Origin of the sequence: Chryseobacterium kimseyorum (genome assembly GCF_025971945.1) — a bacterium.
Classification (GTDB): domain Bacteria; phylum Bacteroidota; class Bacteroidia; order Flavobacteriales; family Weeksellaceae; genus Chryseobacterium; species Chryseobacterium kimseyorum.
In genome coordinates, this window is sequence record NZ_JAPDHW010000006.1 from 1 (window position 1) to 21,755 (window position 21,755).

The 21,755-nt window shown below is 37.9% G+C and carries 19 protein-coding genes; 16 read left to right on the plus strand and 3 right to left on the minus strand.

Translation table 11 applies throughout. The features are described 5' to 3' along the window. On the minus strand, positions 1-835 hold an 835-nt coding region (locus OMO38_RS09570; RefSeq protein ID WP_264749957.1), incomplete at its 3' end, for a helix-turn-helix domain-containing protein. 185 nt (positions 836-1,020) lie between these two features. Here OMO38_RS09570 and OMO38_RS09575 point away from each other — a divergent pair. From OMO38_RS09575 to OMO38_RS09615, 9 genes are read left to right on the plus strand one after another with little or no spacing between them, the layout of a single operon-like run. Further along, on the plus strand, positions 1,021-1,872 hold the full coding sequence (locus tag OMO38_RS09575) for an aldo/keto reductase (protein ID WP_264749958.1): 852 nt from the start codon (positions 1,021-1,023) through the stop codon (positions 1,870-1,872). 26 nt (positions 1,873-1,898) lie between these two features. Then, positions 1,899-3,038, plus strand: coding sequence for an aldo/keto reductase (locus OMO38_RS09580; RefSeq protein WP_264749959.1), 1,140 nt, complete (start codon positions 1,899-1,901; stop codon positions 3,036-3,038). 26 nt (positions 3,039-3,064) lie between these two features. Further along, positions 3,065-4,048, plus strand: a complete 984-nt coding sequence (locus OMO38_RS09585) for an aldo/keto reductase (RefSeq protein WP_264749960.1) — start codon at positions 3,065-3,067, stop codon at positions 4,046-4,048. A 21-nt stretch (positions 4,049-4,069) separates the two neighbouring features. Next, complete coding sequence (locus tag OMO38_RS09590) at positions 4,070-4,543, plus strand: nuclear transport factor 2 family protein (RefSeq protein WP_264749961.1); 474 nt, start codon at positions 4,070-4,072, stop codon at positions 4,541-4,543. Positions 4,544-4,545: 2 nt separating this feature from the next. Then, the gene (locus tag OMO38_RS09595) at positions 4,546-5,352 is read left to right on the plus strand and encodes an alpha/beta hydrolase (RefSeq protein ID WP_264749962.1); all 807 of its coding nucleotides are present in this window, start codon (positions 4,546-4,548) and stop codon (positions 5,350-5,352) included. Beyond that, complete coding sequence (locus OMO38_RS09600) at positions 5,349-5,621, plus strand: alpha/beta hydrolase family protein (protein WP_264749963.1); 273 nt, start codon at positions 5,349-5,351, stop codon at positions 5,619-5,621. The genes OMO38_RS09595 and OMO38_RS09600 overlap by 4 nt, the downstream gene beginning before the upstream one ends. Before the next feature lie 19 nt (positions 5,622-5,640). Beyond that, on the plus strand, positions 5,641-6,261 hold the full coding sequence (locus tag OMO38_RS09605; RefSeq protein WP_264749964.1) for a flavodoxin: 621 nt from the start codon (positions 5,641-5,643) through the stop codon (positions 6,259-6,261). A gap of 27 nt (positions 6,262-6,288) precedes the next feature. Then, on the plus strand, positions 6,289-7,032 hold the full coding sequence (locus OMO38_RS09610; protein ID WP_264749965.1) for a carboxymuconolactone decarboxylase family protein: 744 nt from the start codon (positions 6,289-6,291) through the stop codon (positions 7,030-7,032). 15 nt (positions 7,033-7,047) lie between these two features. Beyond that, positions 7,048-7,530, plus strand: coding sequence for a cupin domain-containing protein (locus OMO38_RS09615; protein ID WP_264749966.1), 483 nt, complete (start codon positions 7,048-7,050; stop codon positions 7,528-7,530). A gap of 18 nt (positions 7,531-7,548) precedes the next feature. Here the strand turns inward: OMO38_RS09615 and OMO38_RS09620 are convergent, their stop codons facing one another. Next, entirely contained in the window at positions 7,549-8,103 is a 555-nt protein-coding gene (locus OMO38_RS09620) for a 2'-5' RNA ligase family protein (RefSeq protein WP_264749967.1), read from the minus strand. A 415-nt stretch (positions 8,104-8,518) separates the two neighbouring features. Then, entirely contained in the window at positions 8,519-8,962 is a 444-nt protein-coding gene (locus OMO38_RS09625; RefSeq protein WP_264749968.1) for a response regulator, read from the minus strand. A 162-nt stretch (positions 8,963-9,124) separates the two neighbouring features. Here OMO38_RS09625 and gndA point away from each other — a divergent pair, with 162 nt between their 5' ends. The 7 genes from gndA (at position 9,125) to OMO38_RS09660 (ending at position 21,751) form a co-directional block, all read left to right on the plus strand. Further along, on the plus strand, positions 9,125-10,543 hold the full coding sequence (gene gndA / locus OMO38_RS09630) for an NADP-dependent phosphogluconate dehydrogenase (RefSeq protein ID WP_264749969.1): 1,419 nt from the start codon (positions 9,125-9,127) through the stop codon (positions 10,541-10,543). Between the two features lie 12 nt (positions 10,544-10,555). Beyond that, positions 10,556-12,037 (plus strand): glucose-6-phosphate dehydrogenase, encoded by a 1,482-nt coding sequence (gene zwf, locus OMO38_RS09635; RefSeq protein ID WP_264749970.1) that lies wholly within the window; start codon positions 10,556-10,558, stop codon positions 12,035-12,037. Between the two features lie 27 nt (positions 12,038-12,064). Continuing rightward, positions 12,065-12,775 (plus strand): 6-phosphogluconolactonase, encoded by a 711-nt coding sequence (gene pgl, locus OMO38_RS09640; RefSeq protein ID WP_264749971.1) that lies wholly within the window; start codon positions 12,065-12,067, stop codon positions 12,773-12,775. Between the two features lie 274 nt (positions 12,776-13,049). Further along, on the plus strand, positions 13,050-14,429 hold the full coding sequence (locus tag OMO38_RS09645; protein WP_264749972.1) for a rhamnogalacturonidase: 1,380 nt from the start codon (positions 13,050-13,052) through the stop codon (positions 14,427-14,429). Beyond that, positions 14,426-17,281 carry a glycoside hydrolase family 2 protein gene (locus tag OMO38_RS09650; protein ID WP_264749973.1) on the plus strand — a complete coding sequence of 952 codons (2,856 nt, stop codon included), beginning with the start codon at positions 14,426-14,428 and terminating at the stop codon, positions 17,279-17,281. The genes OMO38_RS09645 and OMO38_RS09650 overlap by 4 nt, the downstream gene beginning before the upstream one ends. 1 nt (position 17,282) lies before the next feature. After that, entirely contained in the window at positions 17,283-18,605 is a 1,323-nt protein-coding gene (locus OMO38_RS09655; protein ID WP_264749974.1) for a rhamnogalacturonan acetylesterase, read from the plus strand. A gap of 368 nt (positions 18,606-18,973) precedes the next feature. Continuing rightward, a complete protein-coding gene (locus OMO38_RS09660) occupies positions 18,974-21,751 on the plus strand; it encodes a glycosyl hydrolase (protein WP_264749975.1) in 2,778 nt (925 codons plus the stop codon). Positions 21,752-21,755: the final 4 nt, after the last annotated feature.

A 21,755-nucleotide genomic window follows, 5' to 3' on the forward strand; every position in this document is an offset into this window, starting at 1 on the left:
GATGCTGAGGATATTTAAACCCTAAATCATACGCAATCTGACTGATGGATTTATCAGCATCAAAAACCCGTTCTTTGGCAACATCTATAATTTTATTCTGAATATATTCCTGCGCCGTTTTCCCGGTTTCTTTTTTAATTAAATCTCCAAAATAGTTGGGAGAAAGATTGAGTTCTTCTGCACAAAAAGCTACAGAAGGCAAACCAAAACTGTTGGGCTTTTCTGAATTGAAATAACTGTTCAATAATTCTTCAAATTTCTCCAGAATTCCTTTGTTGACATTTTCTCTCGTGATAAACTGTCGGTCGTAGAACCGCTCACAGTAATTCAGGAAAAGTTCGATATTGGAGGCAATCAGTTTTTTGCTGTGTTTGTCCACAGACTGCTCGAGTTCTGACTGAATTTTAGCAAAACATTCCAAAACCAGTTGCTGTTCTTTCGAGGATAAATGTAACGCTTCATTATTTTGATAGCTGAAAAAGCCGTACTCCGAGATACTTTTGGCAAGTGGTGTTCCTTTAATCAAATCAGGATGGAAAACCAGTCCGTGACCCATCGGCTGATAAAAATCTACTTTATTTTCGACATTCACAACCTGTCCGGGAGAGACAAAAACCAATGTTCCTTCCTGATAATCGTACGTTGCCCGGCCATATTTCAAGTCACCACATTTTACATCCTTCAGAAAAATACAGTAGAGATTGAAATTCATTTTAGAACCTGTTCTTTTGTGGGCTTTCGAAAAATCAATAACGCTCACCAAAGGATGCAATGTCTCGTGATTATTAAATTGATTATAATCATTAACGGTTTCAAAATTAACGGAATTACTCATAGCAGTTTCATTTTCTGATACAAATCTAATTATAAAATCAATGTCTTCTCAGTGTAAAACTTCACATCTGTAATATTGGTAGGTAATACCGTAATCTGTCTACAAAAAGGTTCATCATAAGGGTGGAAATTTGCATAGTAAGTTGATTATCCGAATAATCAATTTTTTAAAATCAATTTAAAATTATGCAAAAAGTAATATTAAACAACGGTGTGGAAATGCCGATTTTAGGTTTCGGTGTATTTCAGGTTCCGGATTTGGCAGAATGTGAAAAAGCAGTCGTTGAGGCTATTAAAACCGGATACAGATTGATTGATACCGCCGCATCGTACGGAAACGAAGAAGCGGTAGGCAACGCCATCAGGAAAAGCGATGTTCCGAGAGAGGAATTATTTATCACCACAAAGCTTTGGATTCAGGATGCTGGCTACGAAAATACGTTGAAAGCGTTTGAGAAGTCACTCAATAAATTACAGCTGGAATATCTTGATTTATATCTGATTCATCAGCCTTATGGTGATGTTTTCGGTTCCTGGAGGGCGATGCAGGAACTGTATTTTCAGGGAAAAGTGAGAGCGATTGGTGTTTCCAATTTTCATCCCGACAGAATTGCAGATTTAATTGCCAATAGTGGATTTACACCAGCCGTTAACCAAATCGAAACGCATCCTTTTCATCAGCAGGTCGAGACGCAGAAATTCCTTGAGGAAAACAATATTCAGATAGAATCCTGGGGACCATTTGCAGAAGGTAAAAACGATATTTTTAAAAACGAAACTTTAACATCGATTGCGGTTAAAAATAATAAATCTGTGGCTCAGATTATATTACGCTGGCTGACTCAAAGAGGTGTTGTGGCGATTCCAAAATCAGTTCGAAAAGAACGAATGGCGGAAAATTTTGACATTTTTGATTTTGAATTGTCCGCAGATGAAATGCAGAAGATTTCCAATTTAGATACCAATGCGAGTCTGTTTTTCGACCACAGAGACCCGAATATGGTCAAATGGCTGAGCGAAAGAAAACTGGATTTGTAAATTAATCAAGACTTAAAAACATTAAAATGGACAGAAGAGATATTTTAAAAACCCTCGGACTCGCTACGGTAGGAAACGCATTGTTACCCTTTGGGAATCTGGCAAAAGGTGCAACGTCAGATTTCAGTGCTAATGAAAATGGTTCGCTTCCCAGCCGTAGAAAATTGGGCAAATCGTTAGAAGTTTCAAGCATCGGATTGGGCGTTCAGAATATGAGCCGAACTTATCAGACCACGATTCCGAACCGTAAAGAGATGCACCGAATTATTCAGAAAGCATTCGACAACGGCGTAACACTTTTTGATACCGCAGAAGCCTACGGTCCTTTTGAATGTGAGAAAATTTTGGGAGAAGCCACCTCGTCTTTTCGGGATAAAATTGTTATCGAAACCAAATACGGCTGGAACATCGGCCAGGAAACCGGAAAACGTCTGCCAGGATTGAACAGCAAACCCGAACATATCAAAATTGTTGTTGAAGGAATGCTGAAGCGTCTTAAAACCGACAGAATCGATTTGTTGTACCAACACCGTGTTGACCCTAAAGTTCCGATTGAAGATGTGGTTGGAGCCATTCAAGATTTAATAAAAGAAGGAAAAGTTCTGCATTATGGGCTTTCTGAACCTGGCGTAGAAACGGTGAGAAGAGCTCACAAAATTCATCCCGTGACAGCCATTCAAAATGAATATTCATTGTTGTGGCGCGGACCGGAAAAGAAAATTATCCCGCTTTGTGAAGAATTGGGAATTGGTTTTGTTCCGTGGAGTCCGCTGGGTGTAGGTTTTTTGACCGGCGCTATTGATGAAAACACGCGATTTGCACAGGGCGACATCCGTGGAAATGAAACTCGTTTTTCACCCGAAAATATTCAGCAAAATTTAAAATTAGTTAAAGTTCTGAAAGACTGGAGCGTGAAGAAAGAGGCGACGCCAGCTCAGATATCTTTGGCGTGGCTGCTTCATCAAAAACCGTGGATTGTGCCCATTCCTGGAACAACTCAAATGTCAAATATGCTCGACAATATCGGAGCGGATAGAATCAAATTCACCAATGCAGAATTTAAAGAATTCAATACGACAATTGATGCTGTAAAAATCGCAGGCGAAAGGTTACCGCCTTTCGTACAACAGTTTTCGGATGTGGAAGCACCTGTGAAGAAGAAATAGAATATTAATCATACAAAAAAATTAAAATGCAAAAAAGAATATTGGGAAACCAGGGATTAGAAGTTTCGGCTTTAGGATTAGGATGTATGGGTTTAAGCTTCGGCTACGGACCTGCAACAGAGAAACAGGAAGCCATTAAATTAATTAGAACAGCATTTGAAAAAGGGATTACTTTTTTCGATACGGCTGAATGTTATGGCCCGTTTACCAATGAAGAATTATTGGGCGAAGCTTTGCAACCTTTCCGAAATGATGTGGTCATCGCTACGAAATTTGGTTTTCAGGATGGCGATTCCAGCAAAGGATTAGACAGCAGTCCGGAAAGAATCCGAAAAGTTGTAGAGGATTCTTTGAAAAGACTGAAGACAGATTATATCGACCTTTTTTATCAGCACAGAGTAGACCCGAATATTCCAATGGAAGACGTGGCAGGAACGGTAAAAGAATTGATTAACGAAGGAAAAGTAAAACATTTCGGATTGTCGGAAGCCAGTGCCGAAAGCATTCGAAAAGCGCACGCAGTACAGCCTGTTTCTGCTTTGCAAAGTGAATACTCAATGTTTTTCCGTGATGCCGAGAAAGAAATCATCCCGACGCTGGAAGAATTGGGAATTGGTTTTGTACCGTTCAGTCCTTTAGGCAAGGGATTTTTAACGGGAGCAGTGACAGAGCAGACACAGTTTGACAAAAATGATTTCAGAAATATCGTTCCTAGATTTTCTGAAGACAACAGAAAAGCAAATCTGGCTTTGGTTGATTTATTGAAAACGATTGCTGCAGAAAAAGAGGCAACACCCGCACAGATTGCTTTGGCGTGGCTGTTGGCGCAGAAACCGTTCATCGCACCAATTCCGGGAACTACAAAACTGCACAGACTGGAGGAAAACATCGGCGGCGCATCTTTAGAACTTTCTTCTGATGATTTATCTAAAATCGCGCAATCACTGAGCCAGATTGAAATCGTTGGGGAACGTTATCCACAGCATTTACAGTCGAGAGTCGGGAAATAATTTAGTTTAAAATCAAAAAAAATGAAAGCATTAATTGTTGCATTAATCATATCCACAGGTTCTACCTACACATTCGCACAGCAGGCAAAACTGGAAACCGTCGTGAAAAAAGAGACAAAATCTGAACAGGAAATCATCCAGCTTTCCAAAGACAAATGGGATTGGATGTCTTCTAAAGATGCCGAAAAACTGGATAAACTTTTTGACGAAAAATCAGTGTTCGTACATATGGGCGGTTCGTGGGGCAAAAAGCAGGAATTGGATGTCATCAAAAGTGGCGGAATCTGGTACAAGAAAGCCCACATTCACGAAACATCCGTAAACATTATCGAGAACACCGCTATCATTCTGACCAAAATGGATTTAGTGGCCGTGGTTGGTGGAAATGAAGTAACCAATCCGTTTATTGTAACGGAAGTATTTGTGAAAAAGAGCGGAACCTGGAAATTGGGTTCACTTTCATTCACCAAAACTATGACACCGGAAAAGAAATAAAGATGAGAACTAAGGCAATACAATTTTTAAGTTTAATTGGTTTAATAGTATTTTCAAATACCAATATTCAGGCTCAGAAAAATGCGAAGGAACCATTGATGATTGCAGAGCAGGGAAGTTTTGCGGTTGGCGGTACGGTTATCAAAAGTCCGGGAACGTTCAATCCACAAAAGCCGACTGCTGAAGGACAGACTTTCAGAGGCGACCACGCTTACGTTTTTTATCAGATTCCTGTGAAAGCCAGAAAATATCCATTGGTAATGTGGCACGGAATCGGACAGTTTTCAAAAACCTGGGAGACAACTCCTGATGGAAGAGAAGGTTTTCAGAATATCTTTCTGCGCAGGAATTTTCCTGTGTACATAATGGACCAGCCGAGAAGAGGAAATGCAGGTAGAAGTACGGTAGCTTCTACGATTGAGCCAACTCCTGATGAGCAAAATTGGTTCAATGTTTTTCGAGTGGGATTATGGCCGAAATATTACGAAGGTGTACAGTTTGCCAAAGATTCGGCCACGCTCAATCAATATTTCCGTTCTATGACACCGAATATTGGGACAATTGATATTAAGGTAAATGTTGATGCAGTTTCAGCTTTATTTAATAAAATCGGGGCCGGAGTTTTGGTCACGCATTCTCATTCAGGTGGAATGGGTTGGCGGACCGCTGTAAAAAATCAAAATGTAAAGGCATCGTTTCTTACGAGCCGGGAAGTGGTTTCGTTTTTCCTGAAGGTGAATTACCAAAACCCATTGCAAGTTCTGCCGGTGCGCTCGAAGCTTCTTCGGTTTCAAAACAGGATTTTATGAAACTGACTAAAATTCCGATTATCATTTATTACGGAGACAATATTCCGGAAAAGTATTCTGAAAATTCGGGAGCTGACGGTTGGAGAGCACGTTTGCAGATGGCGAGATTGTGGCGTGATGCGGTCAATAAATATGGTGGTGATGTGACGGTCGTTCATCTTCCCGAGGTCGGTCTGAAAGGCAATACACATTTCCCTTTTTCTGATTTAAATAACATCCAGGTGGCCGATTTGATGAGCCAATGGCTGAAGGATAAAAAATTAGATTAATTATTTAAAATTATTATCAATGCAGAAATTTGTCATATTCCTAATATCAGTTCTCTGTTTTTTCTCTTGCTCAAAAGCACAGGAAACAATATCAGAAAAAGAATCATTAAAAGATAAAAAAGTGCTGATTTTTTATTTATCAAGAACCAAAAACACGAAGACCATTGCAGAAATCATTCAGAAGAATGTGGGTGGAGACTTGGTGGAACTTGAACTTCAAAATCCTTATCCCGAAAATTATAAGGCCATTGTTGACCAGGTTTCAAAGGAAAATGAGTCAGGATTTTTGCCACCACTGAAAACAAAAATTGAAAACATTGAAAAATATGACGTCGTCTTCATCGGATTTCCAACCTGGGGAATGAAACTGCCGCCACCAATGAAAAGTTTTCTGAAACAATATGATTTGAAAGGTAAAACCATCATTCCATTTAATACCAATGCGGGTTACGGAATCGGAAGCAGTTTTGACACGGTAAAAGAACTCAGTCCGGAAAGTAAAGTGTTTGAAGGATTCACAATGAAAGGCGGCGTAGAACGTGACGGGATTTTATTTGTAATGGAAGGCAAAAAGAAAATTGAGGCTGAAAAGAAAGTCAAAGAATGGCTGACCAAAATTGGTTTAAATAAAACAAAATAGTTGAAATTAAATTTAAAGTAAAAGAAAATGAAGAAAATACAATTTACAGTCGTCATTGTTTTACTGACGGGAATTTCACTGTTTTTTAATACAATAAAAGCACAGCAAATGTCAATAGCAAATTCAGAATTAAATTCAAAAGAAAAAAGCATCATCACCATTTCATCCTTCACGGCGCAAGGAAAACTGACTGAATTGAAAACAGCTTTCAATTCAGGGCTTGATGCAGGTTTGACCATCAACGAAATCAAAGAAATGCTGGTTCATTCTTATGCTTACTGCGGTTTTCCGAGAAGCATCAGAGGTTTGCAGACTTTTATGGAAGTTGTGAACGAGCGAAAAACAAAAGGCATCAGAGACAATATGGGAGCTGAAGCTTCGCCGATTATTGATGAAAAGACCAAGTACGAAAGAGGTAAAAAGATATTGGAAGAACTTTCTGGTGCGCCGCAACCTGATAAACTTTCAGGATATTCAGCGTTTGCACCTGCGATTGATACTTTTTTAAAGGAACATCTGTTTGCAGATATTTTTGAAAGAGATGTGTTGACTTTTAAACAGAGAGAATTGGTAACCATTTCCATTATCACGGCCATTGGCGATGCCGACCCGATGTTGCAGTCGCATTTGGGACTTTCATTAAATGTCGGTTGGTCGCCCGAACAGTTGAGTGAATTTGTTAATGTTATCACTCCGACAATCAGTAAGGAAAAATCAACAGCTGCTGCCACGGTTCTGAAAGAAGTTTTAAAAACAAGAAAATCAAAATAAATTTAATATTTACAAATGAAAAAAGCATCATTTCTGACGTCTCTAAGTTTTGTGATTCTTATTTTTTCAAACAGTCAACTGAAGTCCCAAACTCAAAAAACAATGCAGACTGAATCTAAAACCCTGTTTGAAAAAGGCGAAAAAGTAAAAAACGAAAATTTTATAGGGACAGCTTACCTGAAAATGTTGGTAACGAATGACCCTGAAAATCCAATTACCGTCGGCAACGTCACTTTCGAACCGGGCGCAAGAAACCGCTGGCACAAACATCCGGGAGGGCAGATTCTATTGGTGACAGACGGCATCGGCTACTATCAGGAAAGAGGACAGGCAAAGAAAATTCTACGAAAAGGCGATGTCATCAAATGTCCGCCCAATGTGGAGCACTGGCACGGCGCAAGTATCGACAGTCATTTTTCGCATTTGGCCATTGGAAACAGTGATAAGGAGGCGGTGATTTGGTTGCAGCCTGTGACAGATGCCGAATACACACAGTAATTAAGTTATCTATTTCATTTACCATAGTGTCAGTTGTTTGTCAGAAATTTCTTCTCCCAAAAATGGAAAAATCTGCACAACTTCAAATTGTTTTATGGTATCATTATATTTCCTCAGAGCAATTTTATTGCAATCAAAATTAAGTGTTTCATCAGAAAAAATATTCCGGGATATCTCAATCTGCTGTGGTGAGAGTCCACGTCCAATACTTATGTGAGCACTGCTTTTAATAAGACCTTTAACTTCTGATCTTAGCCTTTCAATTAATTTTTCAAGGTCATCTTTGCTATTAGCTTTAGGTGAGAAAAATGCTGTTTGCTCGGAACAAATGACCTTGTCAAATTCAGCAGGGAAACATTTCTGCTCTCGCGCAATTTTAATCAACTTCAAAATTATTTTCTTCAGTTTATTGTCAGTCGCTAGAAATTCTTGAAGTGTAATATGAGCAATAGACTTGCGACTAGAATAGTCTTTTCCGGATTCTGTAAATAACCTCATTTTTAATTTGCCAACTTTCAAATCAATTTCATCTGGTGGGAGAATAACAACTGAATAGTGATTAACATGATTCATATAAATTTTTAAAAATTGAAATTAGTATTATTAAATTAGAATCAGCTGTGATGAATTTTAAATAAAAAACATCAATCTAAGATTGTTGTTCTTAAACTTGAAACGACTTTGTGATTGACTGTCTTCAATATTTACATTTACGCCAGTTTCAAGATTAAAGAACAATTTTATCTCGCTTGTTCGTAAGAGCCTGATGAACCAAAGACATATTGTTTGCATTTAAAACGTTTATTTTGCTTTTATTAATTACTCTTAAAAGTTTCCAGGCTATCATTTATAATGTGTTTAAAAAAGTTTTCCATAGTTTTAAACAAGTTTTAGCATTATAATCAATAGAAAAACCTCACTTCAGATAAACGAAGCAAGGTAGATTTTATGTTATAGTAAACTATAATTTTATTGAAATTCTGAAAAGTTAGTTTTGAGTTATCTTTTCGATTTTTAAAAGAACATCGTCGATATCGAAAGGCTTAGCAATAAATTCATCTGCCTCACATGCTTTGATTACATTTTCAGATTTTGCATGTGCGCTGATAATCATCACTGGGATTTCTGATGTTTGCGGTTCCTGTTTTAGCTGATTGCATAAATCTGTTCCCAATCCGTCAGGTAACATTACATCCAGAATAAAAACATCAGGAACTACAGATTTGTCTCTTTCGTTGAATGTTTTCACACTAGAAAAAGAGCGTACATCATAATTTTCGAATGACAGGAGTAATTGTAATGCATCTCTGATGCCTGTCTCATCTTCCACGATAAAAATTGTCTTCATACCCTTGCTTGGCAAAAACAAAGCCAATATTTCACTGTTTTTAAAATCTTTAGAAAAAAGTTTACGGAGTATTTTATTTATCATAAAAAAAAATTAAAAATACTTTACAATTGTGATTGTGGTATCATTTTGAAAATCAGCACTCTGTAATAATGTATTGTATTTTTTATCTGCTTTTATTTTTTTCATCCTCGTCATTTCCGTAAATTTATGGGCTGATAACAGAATTCAAATAATATCAGTAAAATGGAAGGATATAATTTCGGAATGATCGGTCTCGGTGTGATGGGGCGAAATCTTCTTTATAACATCGCCGATAACGGCTTTTCAATAGCAGGATTTGATCTCGATGCTGTGAAAATCAGAGAACTGCAGGAAGGCGTAACCTCTGCAACTAAAGTCATCAGTACTGCAACGGTAGAAGATTTTGTTGCCGCACTGGAAAGTCCCAAAAAAATTATCCTGATGGTTCCTGCCGGCGTTCCTGTTGATGCTGTTTTGTACAGTCTTACGCCACTTTTAAGTCCCGGTGATATCGTAATTGATGCAGGTAACTCTTACTTCAAAGATACTGAGAGACGTGTGGCTGATTTAAAAGAGAAAAATCTTCACTTCATGGGAATCGGTGTTTCCGGAGGTGCAGAAGGTGCGAGAAGGGGACCGAGCATTATGCCTGGAGGTGATTTGGAAGCTTTTAAATTAATCCAGCCAATGCTGGAAGCGATTTCTGCGAAAGTAAATGGAGACGCCTGTACAGCTTATATGGGGAACGGTGCTGCCGGAAACTATGTAAAGATGGTTCACAACGGAATTGAATACGCCATCATGCAGCTGATCAGTGAAGCTTACGATCTGTTGAAAAAAGGAGCTAACTTGAATAACGATCAGCTCTACGAAGTTTTTAAAGAATGGAACAGCGGCGAGATGAACTCTTATCTGCTTGAAATTACAAGAGATATTTTCAAGCAAAAAGATGATTTGGAAGAAGGTTTTCTTGTTGATCAGATTTTAGATAAAGCCGGAGCGAAAGGTACCGGAAAATGGACGTCCGAGCAGGCGATGGAAATCGGAGTTTCTATCCCGAATATTGATACGGCTGTGACTTCAAGAATTTTATCGGCTTACAAAGAAGAACGTACAAAGGCTTCACAAATATATTCTAAAAACGAAATTACAAGTCCGGAAAATACAGAACTGTTCATCAAAGAAGTGGGTGAAGCGCTTTATCTGGCGACGATTATCAGTTATGCCCAAGGATTGGCATTATTGGTAAAGGCTTCTGAGGAATATAGTTTTGAAACTTCTCTAAAAGATGTGGTGAAGATTTGGAGAGGTGGATGTATTATCCGTTCTGTTTTACTGGAGAAATTCTATGTTGCCTATACAAAAGATTCAGATTTATCCAATATTTTACTTGATCAGGACATTTCAGAAATCGTTAAAACCAAAATTTCATCATTAAGAAATACTGCAGCATTTGCCGCTAAAAACGGGATTTCAACTTTAGGAATTCAGTCTGCCTTGGGATATTTTGATGCCTACACTACGGAATCTCTTCCTGTGAATTTAATTCAGGCTCAGCGTGATTATTTCGGAGCACACACCTATCAGAGAACCGACAGAGAAGGAATCTTTCACACAACCTGGCAGACTGCCATTATTTAATATTCTGAAAAAATGAGTGATAATAAAATCCTTCAGCCAACGACCATTATTATCTTTGGTTCAACGGGAGATTTAGCCAAAAGAAAACTGTTTCCGGCGTTTTATAATCTTTACATCAGTGGCAGAATGCCGAAGGGCTTCAATATTCTGGCATTGGGACGGGCAGATAACAGCGATGAATATTTTAAAAATTACATCAAAGAAAATCTCGAACAGTTCTCAAGAAAAAAAATCAGTTCAGAAGACTGGGCAGGCTTTCAGGCGCACATTACCTATTTTCAGCATCAGCTGGATGAAGAAAATTCTTACAAAGATTTATATGAAAAATTAGAGAAATTCGATAAAGTCTACGGAAAAAGAGGAAACAGATTGTTTTACTTATCCATCGGACCGAATTTCGTTTCTACCATTTCAAATCATATCAAAAATGCTTCGTTAGCATCTGATCCTGAGAAAGACAGAATTATCATTGAAAAACCTTTCGGGCACGACAAAGAGTCGGCTATAGAACTCAACAATTTACTGGCTGAAACTTTTGAAGAAGAACAGATTTACCGTATCGACCATTATTTAGGTAAAGAAACGGTACAGAATATACTGGCATTCAGATTTGGAAATTCTATTTTCGAACCTTTGTGGGACTGTAAACATATTGAATCGGTTCAGATTACCGTAGCAGAAGAAGTTGGCGTAGAAACGAGAGGAAGTTTTTACGAAGAAACCGGAGCGCTTCGTGACATGATTCAGAATCATTTGCTACAAATCCTCTGTATGGTGGCTATGGAACCGCCTGCGTCGCTTGAATCGGGTGAAATCAGAGACCGAAAAGTAGATGTTCTGAAATCCATCCGCAGAATTTCTTCAGATAAAGTTGATCATTACGCGGTGAGAGGTCAGTATGGAAAAGGCACTGTTAATGGTGCCAAAGCCAAAGGTTACCGTCAGGAAGAAGGAATTGCTCCTGATTCAAATACAGAAACTTTTGTAGCCGTAAAATTCTATCTTGATAACGATAGATGGCAGGATGTTCCGTTCTATGTGCGTACCGGAAAAAAGATGAAGGAAAAACATTCTTACATTACGATTCAGTTTAAACCGCTTCCAACGTCAACATTTTCCGAAACTTCGCAGCAATTGTCTGCCAACCGACTGATCATCAATATTCAGCCTTTGATGGATATCAGATTACAGTTTATGGCAAAGCAACCGGGACTTTCTTTAGTGTTAAAACCTGTGGAAATGATTTTCGACAATTTTGCCTGTCAGGAAGATACACCGGAAGCGTACGAAACTTTATTATTGGATGCTTTGATGGGCGATCTTACTCTGTTTATGCGTTCAGATCAGGTGGAAGAAGCCTGGGATGTGGTGAAAACTATTCAGGATACCTGGGAAGGTAGAAAAGATTCATCATTTCCTGATTATGAAGCAGGCAGCTGGGGACCGGAAGAAAGTTTTGCTTTGGTCGAAAGACAGGGACACAGCTGGGTTTAGGATGATTTAAATTTAAATAAAAAGAAAATGAATATTACCGTATTTGAAGATTTAGATACATTATATAAAAAGGCAGCGGACAGTTTTGTTGATTTGTCAAAAAACTCAATCGAAAAACACGACCGTTTTACAGTTGCACTGAGTGGGGGTTCTTCTCCAAAAGCTATTTTCAAATTGCTGGCAACTCAGGAATATGCCGATAAAATTGAATGGAATAAAGTATGGTTTTTCTGGGTTGATGAACGTTGGGTTCCTTTAAATGACGAGAAGAGCAATGCGAAAATGACTTATGACACACTTTTGGATCAGGTTCCTGTAAACAAAGATCAGATTTTCCCGATGTACAGAGACGGAATTGAGCCTGAAGTGTATGCTCAAGAATATGAACATTCAATCAGAATTGTTCTAGGCGAAGAAGGTGTTTTCGATTTTATCCTTTTGGGCATGGGCGATGATGGTCATACTGCTTCGTTATTTCCGGGCGAGAATATTTTAAATGAAACTGAAAAATGGGTCGATGCCTATTATCTGAAGCCTCAGGAAATGTACAGGATTACTTTGACGGCACCCATTATCAATAAAGCTGAAAATATTCTGCTGGTTACCTTTGGCGAATCTAAAAAGCACGCATTGAATGAAGTTTTAAATGGAGAACATAATCCTGAAATATATCCGCTTCAGTTGATTGACAGAAAGGAAAATTTTCATTTGTTTACAGATAATAAAGCAATGAATTAATAATGTGATTTATTAAATTCAATAATAAAAACAAATGGCACCATTAGAATTCTAGTGGTGCTTTTCATTTACATTAAAAATGTAAACTGCATAAAGATTTGGCTGTATTTTTCAACATGAAAGAGCAGGATGCTGTAAGCCTTCAGAATGTATATTTTTATGAAAATGAAATGAAAGAGTAATTTTCTTTAAAGAATGAAAGTTATTTTATTGATTTTTGTGTTATAAACAACTATTCATAAAAGTCAGGTCATACAGCAATATATTTTAAATTATGAAATTTCAAAATACATCCAAATTTGTTTGGTCTCTCGTGATTGTCGCATTATGTTCGAATGGATTAAAAAGCCAGGACAAATGGCCAGACGGAACCAATATAGACAAGTGGTTTAAAGAAATCAAACCTACAGACATCAACAGATTAGGCAAAAAATACATCTTGACAGCCAACGGCGTGAAGAACGACAGCACAATTCTTCAGACGAAAGAACTTCAGGCTGTGATTGATTTGGCGGCTAAAAATGGCGGCGGAGTTGTGGTTGTGCCGAAAGGTACTTTTCTCATCAGTTCGGTCTTTTTCAAACAGGGAACGCATTTGCATCTCGAAAATGGAGCAAAATTAAAAGGAAGCGACGATATCAATGACTTTCCGATTGTGATGACAAGAATGGAAGGTCAGACGGTAAAATATTTTCCGGCTTTAATTAATGCTGACGGATTAGACGGTTTTACGATTTCAGGAAAAGGTACTTTGGACGGTAACGGACTTCGCTTCTGGAAATCTTTCTGGAAAAGACGCGAGTGGAATCCTAAATGTACCAATATGGATGAAATGAGACCTAGAATTATCTATGTTTCAAACTCAAAAAATGTTCAGGTTGAAGGAATTACAGTTAAAAATTCTCCGTTCTGGAGTACGCATTATTACAAAAGTGATTTCGTTAAATTGTTAAATCTGACAATTTTGGCGCCGAAAGAACCGGTGAAAGCTCCAAGTACAGATGCGGTTGACATCGACGCTTGCACGAATTTCTTAATTAAAAATTGCTATATGTCAGTGAATGACGACGCGATTGCTTTAAAAGGCGGAAAAGGTCCGAAGTCTGATAAAGACCCGAACAACGGCGAAAACAGAAATATTCTCATCGAAGACAACAGTTTCGGATTTTGCCACAGTGTTTTGACTTGCGGAAGCGAATCGATTCATAACTACAACGTGATTTTGCGTAATTCAAAAGTGAACGATGCCTCAAGATTGTTACATTTAAAAATGCGTCCTGACACGCCTCAACACTACGAATTTCTTACGGTTGAAAACATTACTGGAAACGTAAAAACTTTCTTATATGTTAAAGGCTGGAACCAGTTTTTTGATTTGAAAGGCGAAGAAAGACCGAGAAAAGGTTTAGCGAACAATATCACCATCAAAAATATCGACATCAGTTGCGAAACGGCGTTCTCTGTTGAAAAATCTGACTTATTCGACTTAAAAGATTTCACATTTGAAAATTTCAAAATCAAAGCTCTAAAACCTGAAATGCTAAACCTGAATCACATTCAGAATTTAAAGCAAAAAAATATCAATGTTACGCAGGTCGCTTCTCTCACGCAATCTTACGACAAAAAAGACGATTCCGATATTTCTGCTAAATGAGTTTTTATTCCAAAATATTCGTTCTTTTATGCTTTTGCTCACAGTTTCTGCATTCTCAATCTAAGGAAATCCAATTCCTGAGCGGGACAGATTCTGAGCATACGAAAGAATGGGATTTTTGGATAACCGGCGGGAGAAAATCCGGAAGTTGGGAAAAAATTCAGGTGCCTTCACAATGGGAACAGCAGGGATTTGGCTCGTACAACTACGGGCGGGATTACGTCACCTACGGCAAAAATTTTAAATTCAATGATGAAGTAGGTCTGTACAAACATAAATTTTCAGTTCCGAATTCGTGGAAAGGAAAATCAGTGAACATCGTTTTCGAAGGTTCGATGACCGACACAGAGGTGAAAATCAACGGAAAATTGGCCGGAGAAATTCATCAGGGTGCTTTTTATGAATTTAAATATGATATTTCCGACAAATTAATTTTTGGAAAAGAAAATATTTTAGAAATTAAAGTTTCCAAAATGTCTGCGGATAAATCAGTCAATAACGCAGAACGTCTCACAGATTATTGGGTTTTGGGCGGAATTTTCCGTCCGGTTTATTTAGAAGCCAATCCTAAAGAAAATATTTCATCAACATCCATCGATGCCAAAGCAGACGGAACTTTCCGTTCGAATATTCATTTAAAAGGAATCAATTCTGTCAACAATGTAAAGGTTGAAATTTTTGATGCTAAAAATAATCTCGTTGGCGAATCTCAGGTTCAAATTCAAAAAGGAGATACTTTAAAAAATATTCAATTTTCAGTTAAAAATCCACAACTCTGGACGGCCGAAACGCCCAATTTATACAAGGCAAAATTCAGTTTAAATAAAAACAGAAAAAATATCTTCCACACCGAAGAAAAATTCGGTTTCCGAACGGTTGAAATCCGAAAAGGCGACGGCATTTACGTCAACGGAACCAAAGTCAAAATGAAAGGCATCAACCGTCACGTTTGGTGGCCTGAAACAGGCAGAGCGGTCAACAAAAACATCGATTTGATGGATGTTCAACTCATCAAGGAAATGAATATGAATGCCGTCCGCTGTGCTCATTATCCAGCAAATAAATCGTTCTTACAGATTTGTGATTCTTTGGGTGTATATGTTTTGGATGAATTGGCGGGCTGGCAAAAAAAATACAGCACGGAAGTTGGCAGAAAGCTCGTGAGAGAAATGGTTACGAGAGATTCTAATCATCCTTCTATTATTTTTTGGAGCAACGGAAACGAAGGCGGACATAATTTTGATTTGGATGCAGAATATGCAAAATATGACCTGTCCAACCGTCCTGTTATTCACGCGCATCACAAGCCTGGAAATGCTTTCAACGGAATCGACTGCAATCATTACGAAGATTATTACAGCACCAAAAAAATTCTCGAAGGAGAAAATATTTATATGCCGACCGAATTTCTGCACGCGCAGGATGACGGCGGTGGTGGAACTTCCTTGGCCGATTACTGGGAATTGCACTGGAATTCCAAAAAAGGCGCGGGCGGTTTTCTCTGGGCATTTGCAGACGAAGGTTTGGTACGAACCGATTTTAATAATCAACTCGATGTGAACGCAATCAACGCTCCGGATGGAGTAGTGGGTCCGCATCGTGAAAAAGAAGGAAGTTTTTATGCGATTCGGGAAATTTACAGTCCGGTAAAAATAGATTTGAAAACGTTGCCGGATGATTTTAACGGAACAATTCCTGTTGAAAACCGGTATCATTTTACGAATTTAAATGAATGTCAGTTTGAATGGAAGCTGGTCAAATTTAAAACTCCATTTTCTTCAGAATCCGGATTTTATGTTGTTCAAAATGGAAAAGCAGAATCTCCGAATATTAAACCAACTGAAAAAGGAAGTATTAAATTAAATCTTCCTCAAAACTGGAAAGAAATTGAAGCCTTAATACTGACTGCAACCGATTCTTTTGGAAAGGAAATTTACACGTGGACTTGGAGAATAAAATCTAATGATGAAATTTCAAAACAATTTTCAAAATCCTTAGTAAAAGAATTTCCGTTTTCAGTTATCGAAAACGATTCATTATTTATTTTAAAATCAGACGAGAAAGAATTTTCATTTGGAAAGAAAGATGGATTATTAAAGTCTGTCGTTTTAGATAAAAAAGGCAAGAAAATGACCTTCAGAAACGGACCGGTTTTCGTGAATGGAAAAACAGAATTATCAACCATAAAAGCTTATGCAGAAGGACAAAATCAAGTCATTCAGATTTCATACAAAGACGGAAAAAAAACAGTTTGGAGATTAAATCCGAATGGTATTTTAGAATTGAATTATGAATATTCGCTTGCCGGAGATTATCAGTTTGCAGGTGTAAGTTTTGACTATCCCGAAAATTATGTCATCGACGCGAAGTGGCTCGGCAAAGGTCCATATCACGTTTGGAAAAACAGAACTCAGGGGCAGACTTACAGCGTTTGGCAAAATCTCAAGAACTCAACCAGAACAGGTTTTTCACCTTGGATTTATCCTGAATTTAAAGGCTATTTTGACGATATTTCGTGGTTGCAATTGAATACGGCAGAGGGAAAAATAACAGTCGGAACGAAAGAAGAAAAAATGTTCGTCAGACTTTTTGATTTTTACGGAATTTACGGCGCTGAAGGTTACCCGAAACTGCCGACAGGAAATATTTCTTTCCTCGACGCCATTCCGCCGTTGGGAACAGCTTTGGCGTTTAATATTAATAATGATACTGCGACTTTAGGCCCAGAAAGTGAACCAAATCATTTGAAAGGAACATTCAAAAGAACTTTGTATTTCTATTTTGGTCTTCCTGATTTGGGCGGTGAAAATAGGCAGTTCACAATGCCGAAAGAAAATATTTTAACAGATTAAAATGCAGAACTGGATAAGATTTTTGATGCTGTTTTTAGGTTCGTTTCTGTTCGCGCAACAAACGAGTTTCAAGTTTGATTTTGGTACAGACAGAGCCGAAAACGGATTTATTCCCATCACATCAACATCGAAATTTGATAAGAAAATCGGTTACGGATTTATGGATATTTCCGGTTTGAAATCTGTTGATAATGGCGGAAATGCTGTAACGGGAGATTTTATAACCAGCGAAAAACCATTCTATTTTTCAGTCGTGATTCCTGAAGGAAATTATAATATTACATTAAATCTTGGTGATTCTAAAGGAAGTTCTGAAACAACCGTACGGGTAGAAAACCGCCGTCTGATGCTGAATGATATTAAAACAAAAAAAGGTGAAATTGTCGAAAAACAAATCACAGTTCACGTCAAAGACAGCATCATCAGAAAACAGGACGGAACTCAAATCGGAATTATAAAACTGAAACCAAGAGAACGAAAATACCTGCATTGGGACAATCTGCTGACGATTGAATTCAATAACGAAGCACCAAAAGTTTGTTCGGTCATCATTCAGCCCAACAAAACGGCGAAAACTATTTTTATCACCGGAGATTCCACGGTTGTGGATGCGCAGTACGAACCCTGGGCGTCGTGGGGACAGATGTTGCCGTATTTTTTCGTTCCGAATGAAGTCGTGATTGCCAACTACGCCGAAAGCGGAGAAACCCTGAAAGCCTTTGAAGACCGTCACCGAATAGATAAAATCTGGAATAAAATAAAACCGGGAGATTATCTGTTCATCCAGTTTGGGCACAACGACCAAAAATCGGGAAACAGCATTAAATCCGGTTATCGAAAACGATTAAAAGAATGGATTTTGAAAGCCAAAGAGTTAGGAGCAATTCCAGTTTTGGTCACTTCAATGAACCGCAGAGTTTTTGACGAGAACAATAAAATCGTCAATACTTTAGATGATTTTCCTGATGCAATGCGTGAGATTGCGAAAGAGGAAAAAGTCGATTTAATCGATTTGAATGCATTGAGCAAAACCTTATTCGAAACGATGGGACCTGAAGAAGCAAAGAAAGCATTCGTGCATTATCCCGCAAATTCTTATCCCAACCAACCAACTGCTTTGGCAGATGATACGCACTTCAACACCTATGGCGCTTACGAATTGGCGAAATGTGTCGTGAAATCTATCGTTGACCAAAATTTAACTTTAAAGAAATATATTTCAAAAAATTATAAAAATTTTAGCCCAAATAAACCTGATAAAGTTAAAGAATTTCACTGGCCGGAATCTGTTTTTATGGAATCTTTGAAACCAGATGGAAATTAGGATTTAAGAGTGATTCGAAAAGAAATTTTGTATGCCCCAACCCTAAAAGGAGCAAAATTTCTAAGAAAGTTATGACAAGATAATTCCCTTTCATTCTGATTACGAGCAAGAAAGAAGGGAAGAGAAGTAATTTTAATGAAATTGAAAGTCCTGAAAGAACGTTATCAAAAGCATTGGGTGAAGCCCAATGATAAAGTGAAAGAAATAGCAAACAAGCCCTGAAAGGGCGAAGTCATAAACGTATTAAAAAAATCTCTATTTTTTAAAACTTATGTGTTCTTCTAAACAGCCGAATCACCCACTAAAAAATAACTAATATGTCCAAAAATCTTTTGTGACTTTTGTGGTTAAAAATTAAATGAAAAGTAATGAAAATTAAAAATATAGTCAGCCTCAGTCTCTTCTGTTTTGCCTTAGGAAATCTCTCCGCACAAAACCCGTGGCCACAAACCACCGAGACCGCAAAACCGTGGACCCGCTGGTGGTGGATGGGAAATGCTGTCGACGAAAAAGGTTTGGACAAACAACTGACCACTTTAAATAAAGCAGGTTTTGGAGGTGTGGAAATCGTGCCGATTTATGGCGCAAAAGGTTTTGAAAAACAATACCTCACTTACCTTTCTCCGGAGTGGATGAAAATGCTTCAGTTCACGACCAACAAAGCAAAAAGCCTGAATATGGGCGTTGATATGTCAGTCGGAACAGGTTGGCCAATCGGTGGTCCACAGGTTGACGAACAGGATGCTGCGACAAAAATGATTGTACAAACCTACACGATTTCATCTGGTGAAAAATTTTCAGATAAAATCGTTCTGAAAGATGAGAAACAGAAGAATTTAAAAACAGTAAAACTCGATATTGTCACGGCTTACAATGAGAAAAATGAAGCTGTAGTTTTAACGGATAAAATCAATGCTGATGGAACTTTAAACTGGAAACCAGGTTCAGAAAAATGGACGGTTTACGCAGTTTTTGTGGGTAAAACTTTACAAAAGGTAAAACGCGCTGCTCCTGGCGGCGAAGGTTACACTTTAGACCACTTTTCGCCGGACGCAACGAAGGATTATCTGAAAACTTTTGACAAGGCGTTTGGAAACTCCAACTACGGAATCAGGTCTTTTTTCAATGACAGTTATGAGGTTTATAACGCTGACTGGACGCCAGATTTTTTAAATGAATTCAAAAAAAGAAGAGGATATGACTTAAGTCCGTTCATCAAATATCTCTTGAGCAACGAGGAAAATGAAATTGCAGGAAGAGTAAAATCGGATTACAGAGAAACTCTGAATGAATTGATTTTAAATAATTTCACCAAAGATTTCACCAACTGGGCGCATTCCAAAAACTCAAAAAATACCAATCAAGCACACGGTTCGCCGGGAAATTTATTGGATTTATATGCAGCAGTTGATATTCCCGAATCTGAAACTTTCGGAAGTTCGATTTTTGAAATTCCAGGGTTGAAAAGAGATACTGCGGATATTCAGAAATCAGATATGCCGGATTTTAATATGTTGAAATTTGCATCTTCGGCAGCAAATGTGACGGGCAAAAAATTAACCTCCAACGAAACTTTCACCTGGCTGACAGAGCATTTCAAAACCTCGTGGTCACAGGCGAAACCGGAAGTAGAGCAGGTGTTTTTATCGGGAATCAATCACGTTTTTTATCACGGTACGACTTATACTCCAGCGGATGTGAAGTTTCCGGGATGGTTGTTTTATGCTTCAGTAAATTTCGTTCCTGAAAACAGTTTATGGCCACATCTGAAAGGACTGAATTCTTATATCGAACGCACGCAATCTGTTTTGCAAAGCGGAAAATCGGATAATGAACTGCTGATGTACTGGCCGATTTATGACCAGTGGGCAAGTCCGAAAGGGAAGGATGTGACGTTCAAAGTTCATAACGTGGAAAAATGGCTGGTGCCGACTCCGATGTACGAAAATATGAATAAGCTCAGTAAAATGGGGTATTCTCTCGATATGATTTCGGATAAAATGATTGGTGAATCAAAGTCGGAAAATCAGAAAATTCAGGTTTCGAAAGAAGGCTCGGCTTGTCAGGTTTTAATTATTCCTGAACTGACGTATCTGCCGGAATCTACTTTAAAAAGCATAATAGATTTAGCTCAAAACGGCGCATCAATTATCTTTCAAAACGAACCTAAAGATATTCCCGGAAACTTTGAAGTGGAAAAAAGAAGAACGCTGTTAAAGTCTTTATGGAATCAGATTCCGTTTCAAAATCAAACTGGAAATGTAAAAATGGCAAACTTTGGAAAAGGAAAAATTGTTCTGAGTTCAGATGTTGCAGAAGCTTTAAAGTATTTAAAAATCGAAAGAGAAAAACTGACTGATACAGGATTGAAATTCGTGAGAAGACAGTTCGACGGCGGAAAATATTATTACATCGTCAACCATACTTCAAAGGAAATCAATCAAAGTATTCCGTTGAATTTTGTTGGAAAACAAGTGATTTTGATGAATCCTGAAAATGGAAACTATGGTCTAGCAGAGACTCAGAATAATTCAGTTAAAGTTCAGTTGAAATCAGGAGAATCATTAATTCTCAAAACTTCTGAAATTTTGGACAATTCAATTGCAAAATGGAATTATACTGAAAAAAACGATTTACCAATTATCTTAAATCAACCTTGGCAACTCACTTTCAAAGAAGGCGGTCCCGAACTTCCGGAGACCAAAACTTTAGACAAACTTGAGCCTTGGACCAACTTCACGGAAGATGCTTCAACCCAAAGTTTTTCCGGAACCGGAGTGTACACGACGATTTTAAAATTAAAAAAGAAAAACGCCGATGACTATCTTTTAAAATTTGATAAGCTTTACGAAAGTGCAAAAGTGATTGTCAACGGTCAGGATGCCGGAATAGTATGGAGTTTGCCTTTTGAAATCAACATCGGAAAATATTTGAAGAAAGGAAAAAATACCATCCAAATCGAAGTCTGCAACCTGATGGCCAACAGAATCCGTGATATGGACCAAAAGAAAATCCAGTGGCGAAATTACCACGAAATCAATTTTGTGAATATTAACTATAAGCCATTTGATGCATCCAACTGGAAAGTTCAGCCTTCCGGTCTGGACGGAGAAATTCAATTAATTCCAATTCATTATTCAAAATAAAAAT

Bases quoted from the DNA above. Each gene is read 5' to 3' on its own strand.
- OMO38_RS09595 (WP_264749962.1), top strand. From the start codon at position 4,546: ATGAGAACTAAGGCAATACAATTTTTAAGTTTAATTGGTTTAATAGTA.
- OMO38_RS09625 (WP_264749968.1), bottom strand. From the start codon at position 8,962: ATGATAAATAAAATACTCCGTAAACTTTTTTCTAAAGATTTTAAAAAC.
- gndA (WP_264749969.1), top strand. From the start codon at position 9,125: ATGGAAGGATATAATTTCGGAATGATCGGTCTCGGTGTGATGGGGCGA.
- pgl (WP_264749971.1), top strand. From the start codon at position 12,065: ATGAATATTACCGTATTTGAAGATTTAGATACATTATATAAAAAGGCA.
- OMO38_RS09645 (WP_264749972.1), top strand. From the start codon at position 13,050: ATGAAATTTCAAAATACATCCAAATTTGTTTGGTCTCTCGTGATTGTC.
- OMO38_RS09605 (WP_264749964.1), top strand. From the start codon at position 5,641: ATGCAGAAATTTGTCATATTCCTAATATCAGTTCTCTGTTTTTTCTCT.
- OMO38_RS09650 (WP_264749973.1), top strand. From the start codon at position 14,426: ATGAGTTTTTATTCCAAAATATTCGTTCTTTTATGCTTTTGCTCACAG.
- OMO38_RS09615 (WP_264749966.1), top strand. From the start codon at position 7,048: ATGAAAAAAGCATCATTTCTGACGTCTCTAAGTTTTGTGATTCTTATT.
- OMO38_RS09610 (WP_264749965.1), top strand. From the start codon at position 6,289: ATGAAGAAAATACAATTTACAGTCGTCATTGTTTTACTGACGGGAATT.
- OMO38_RS09655 (WP_264749974.1), top strand. From the start codon at position 17,283: ATGCAGAACTGGATAAGATTTTTGATGCTGTTTTTAGGTTCGTTTCTG.
- OMO38_RS09660 (WP_264749975.1), top strand. From the start codon at position 18,974: ATGAAAATTAAAAATATAGTCAGCCTCAGTCTCTTCTGTTTTGCCTTA.
- OMO38_RS09600 (WP_264749963.1), top strand. From the start codon at position 5,349: ATGAAACTGACTAAAATTCCGATTATCATTTATTACGGAGACAATATT.
- OMO38_RS09590 (WP_264749961.1), top strand. From the start codon at position 4,070: ATGAAAGCATTAATTGTTGCATTAATCATATCCACAGGTTCTACCTAC.
- OMO38_RS09585 (WP_264749960.1), top strand. From the start codon at position 3,065: ATGCAAAAAAGAATATTGGGAAACCAGGGATTAGAAGTTTCGGCTTTA.
- OMO38_RS09580 (WP_264749959.1), top strand. From the start codon at position 1,899: ATGGACAGAAGAGATATTTTAAAAACCCTCGGACTCGCTACGGTAGGA.
- OMO38_RS09620 (WP_264749967.1), bottom strand. From the start codon at position 8,103: ATGAATCATGTTAATCACTATTCAGTTGTTATTCTCCCACCAGATGAA.
- zwf (WP_264749970.1), top strand. From the start codon at position 10,556: ATGAGTGATAATAAAATCCTTCAGCCAACGACCATTATTATCTTTGGT.
- OMO38_RS09575 (WP_264749958.1), top strand. From the start codon at position 1,021: ATGCAAAAAGTAATATTAAACAACGGTGTGGAAATGCCGATTTTAGGT.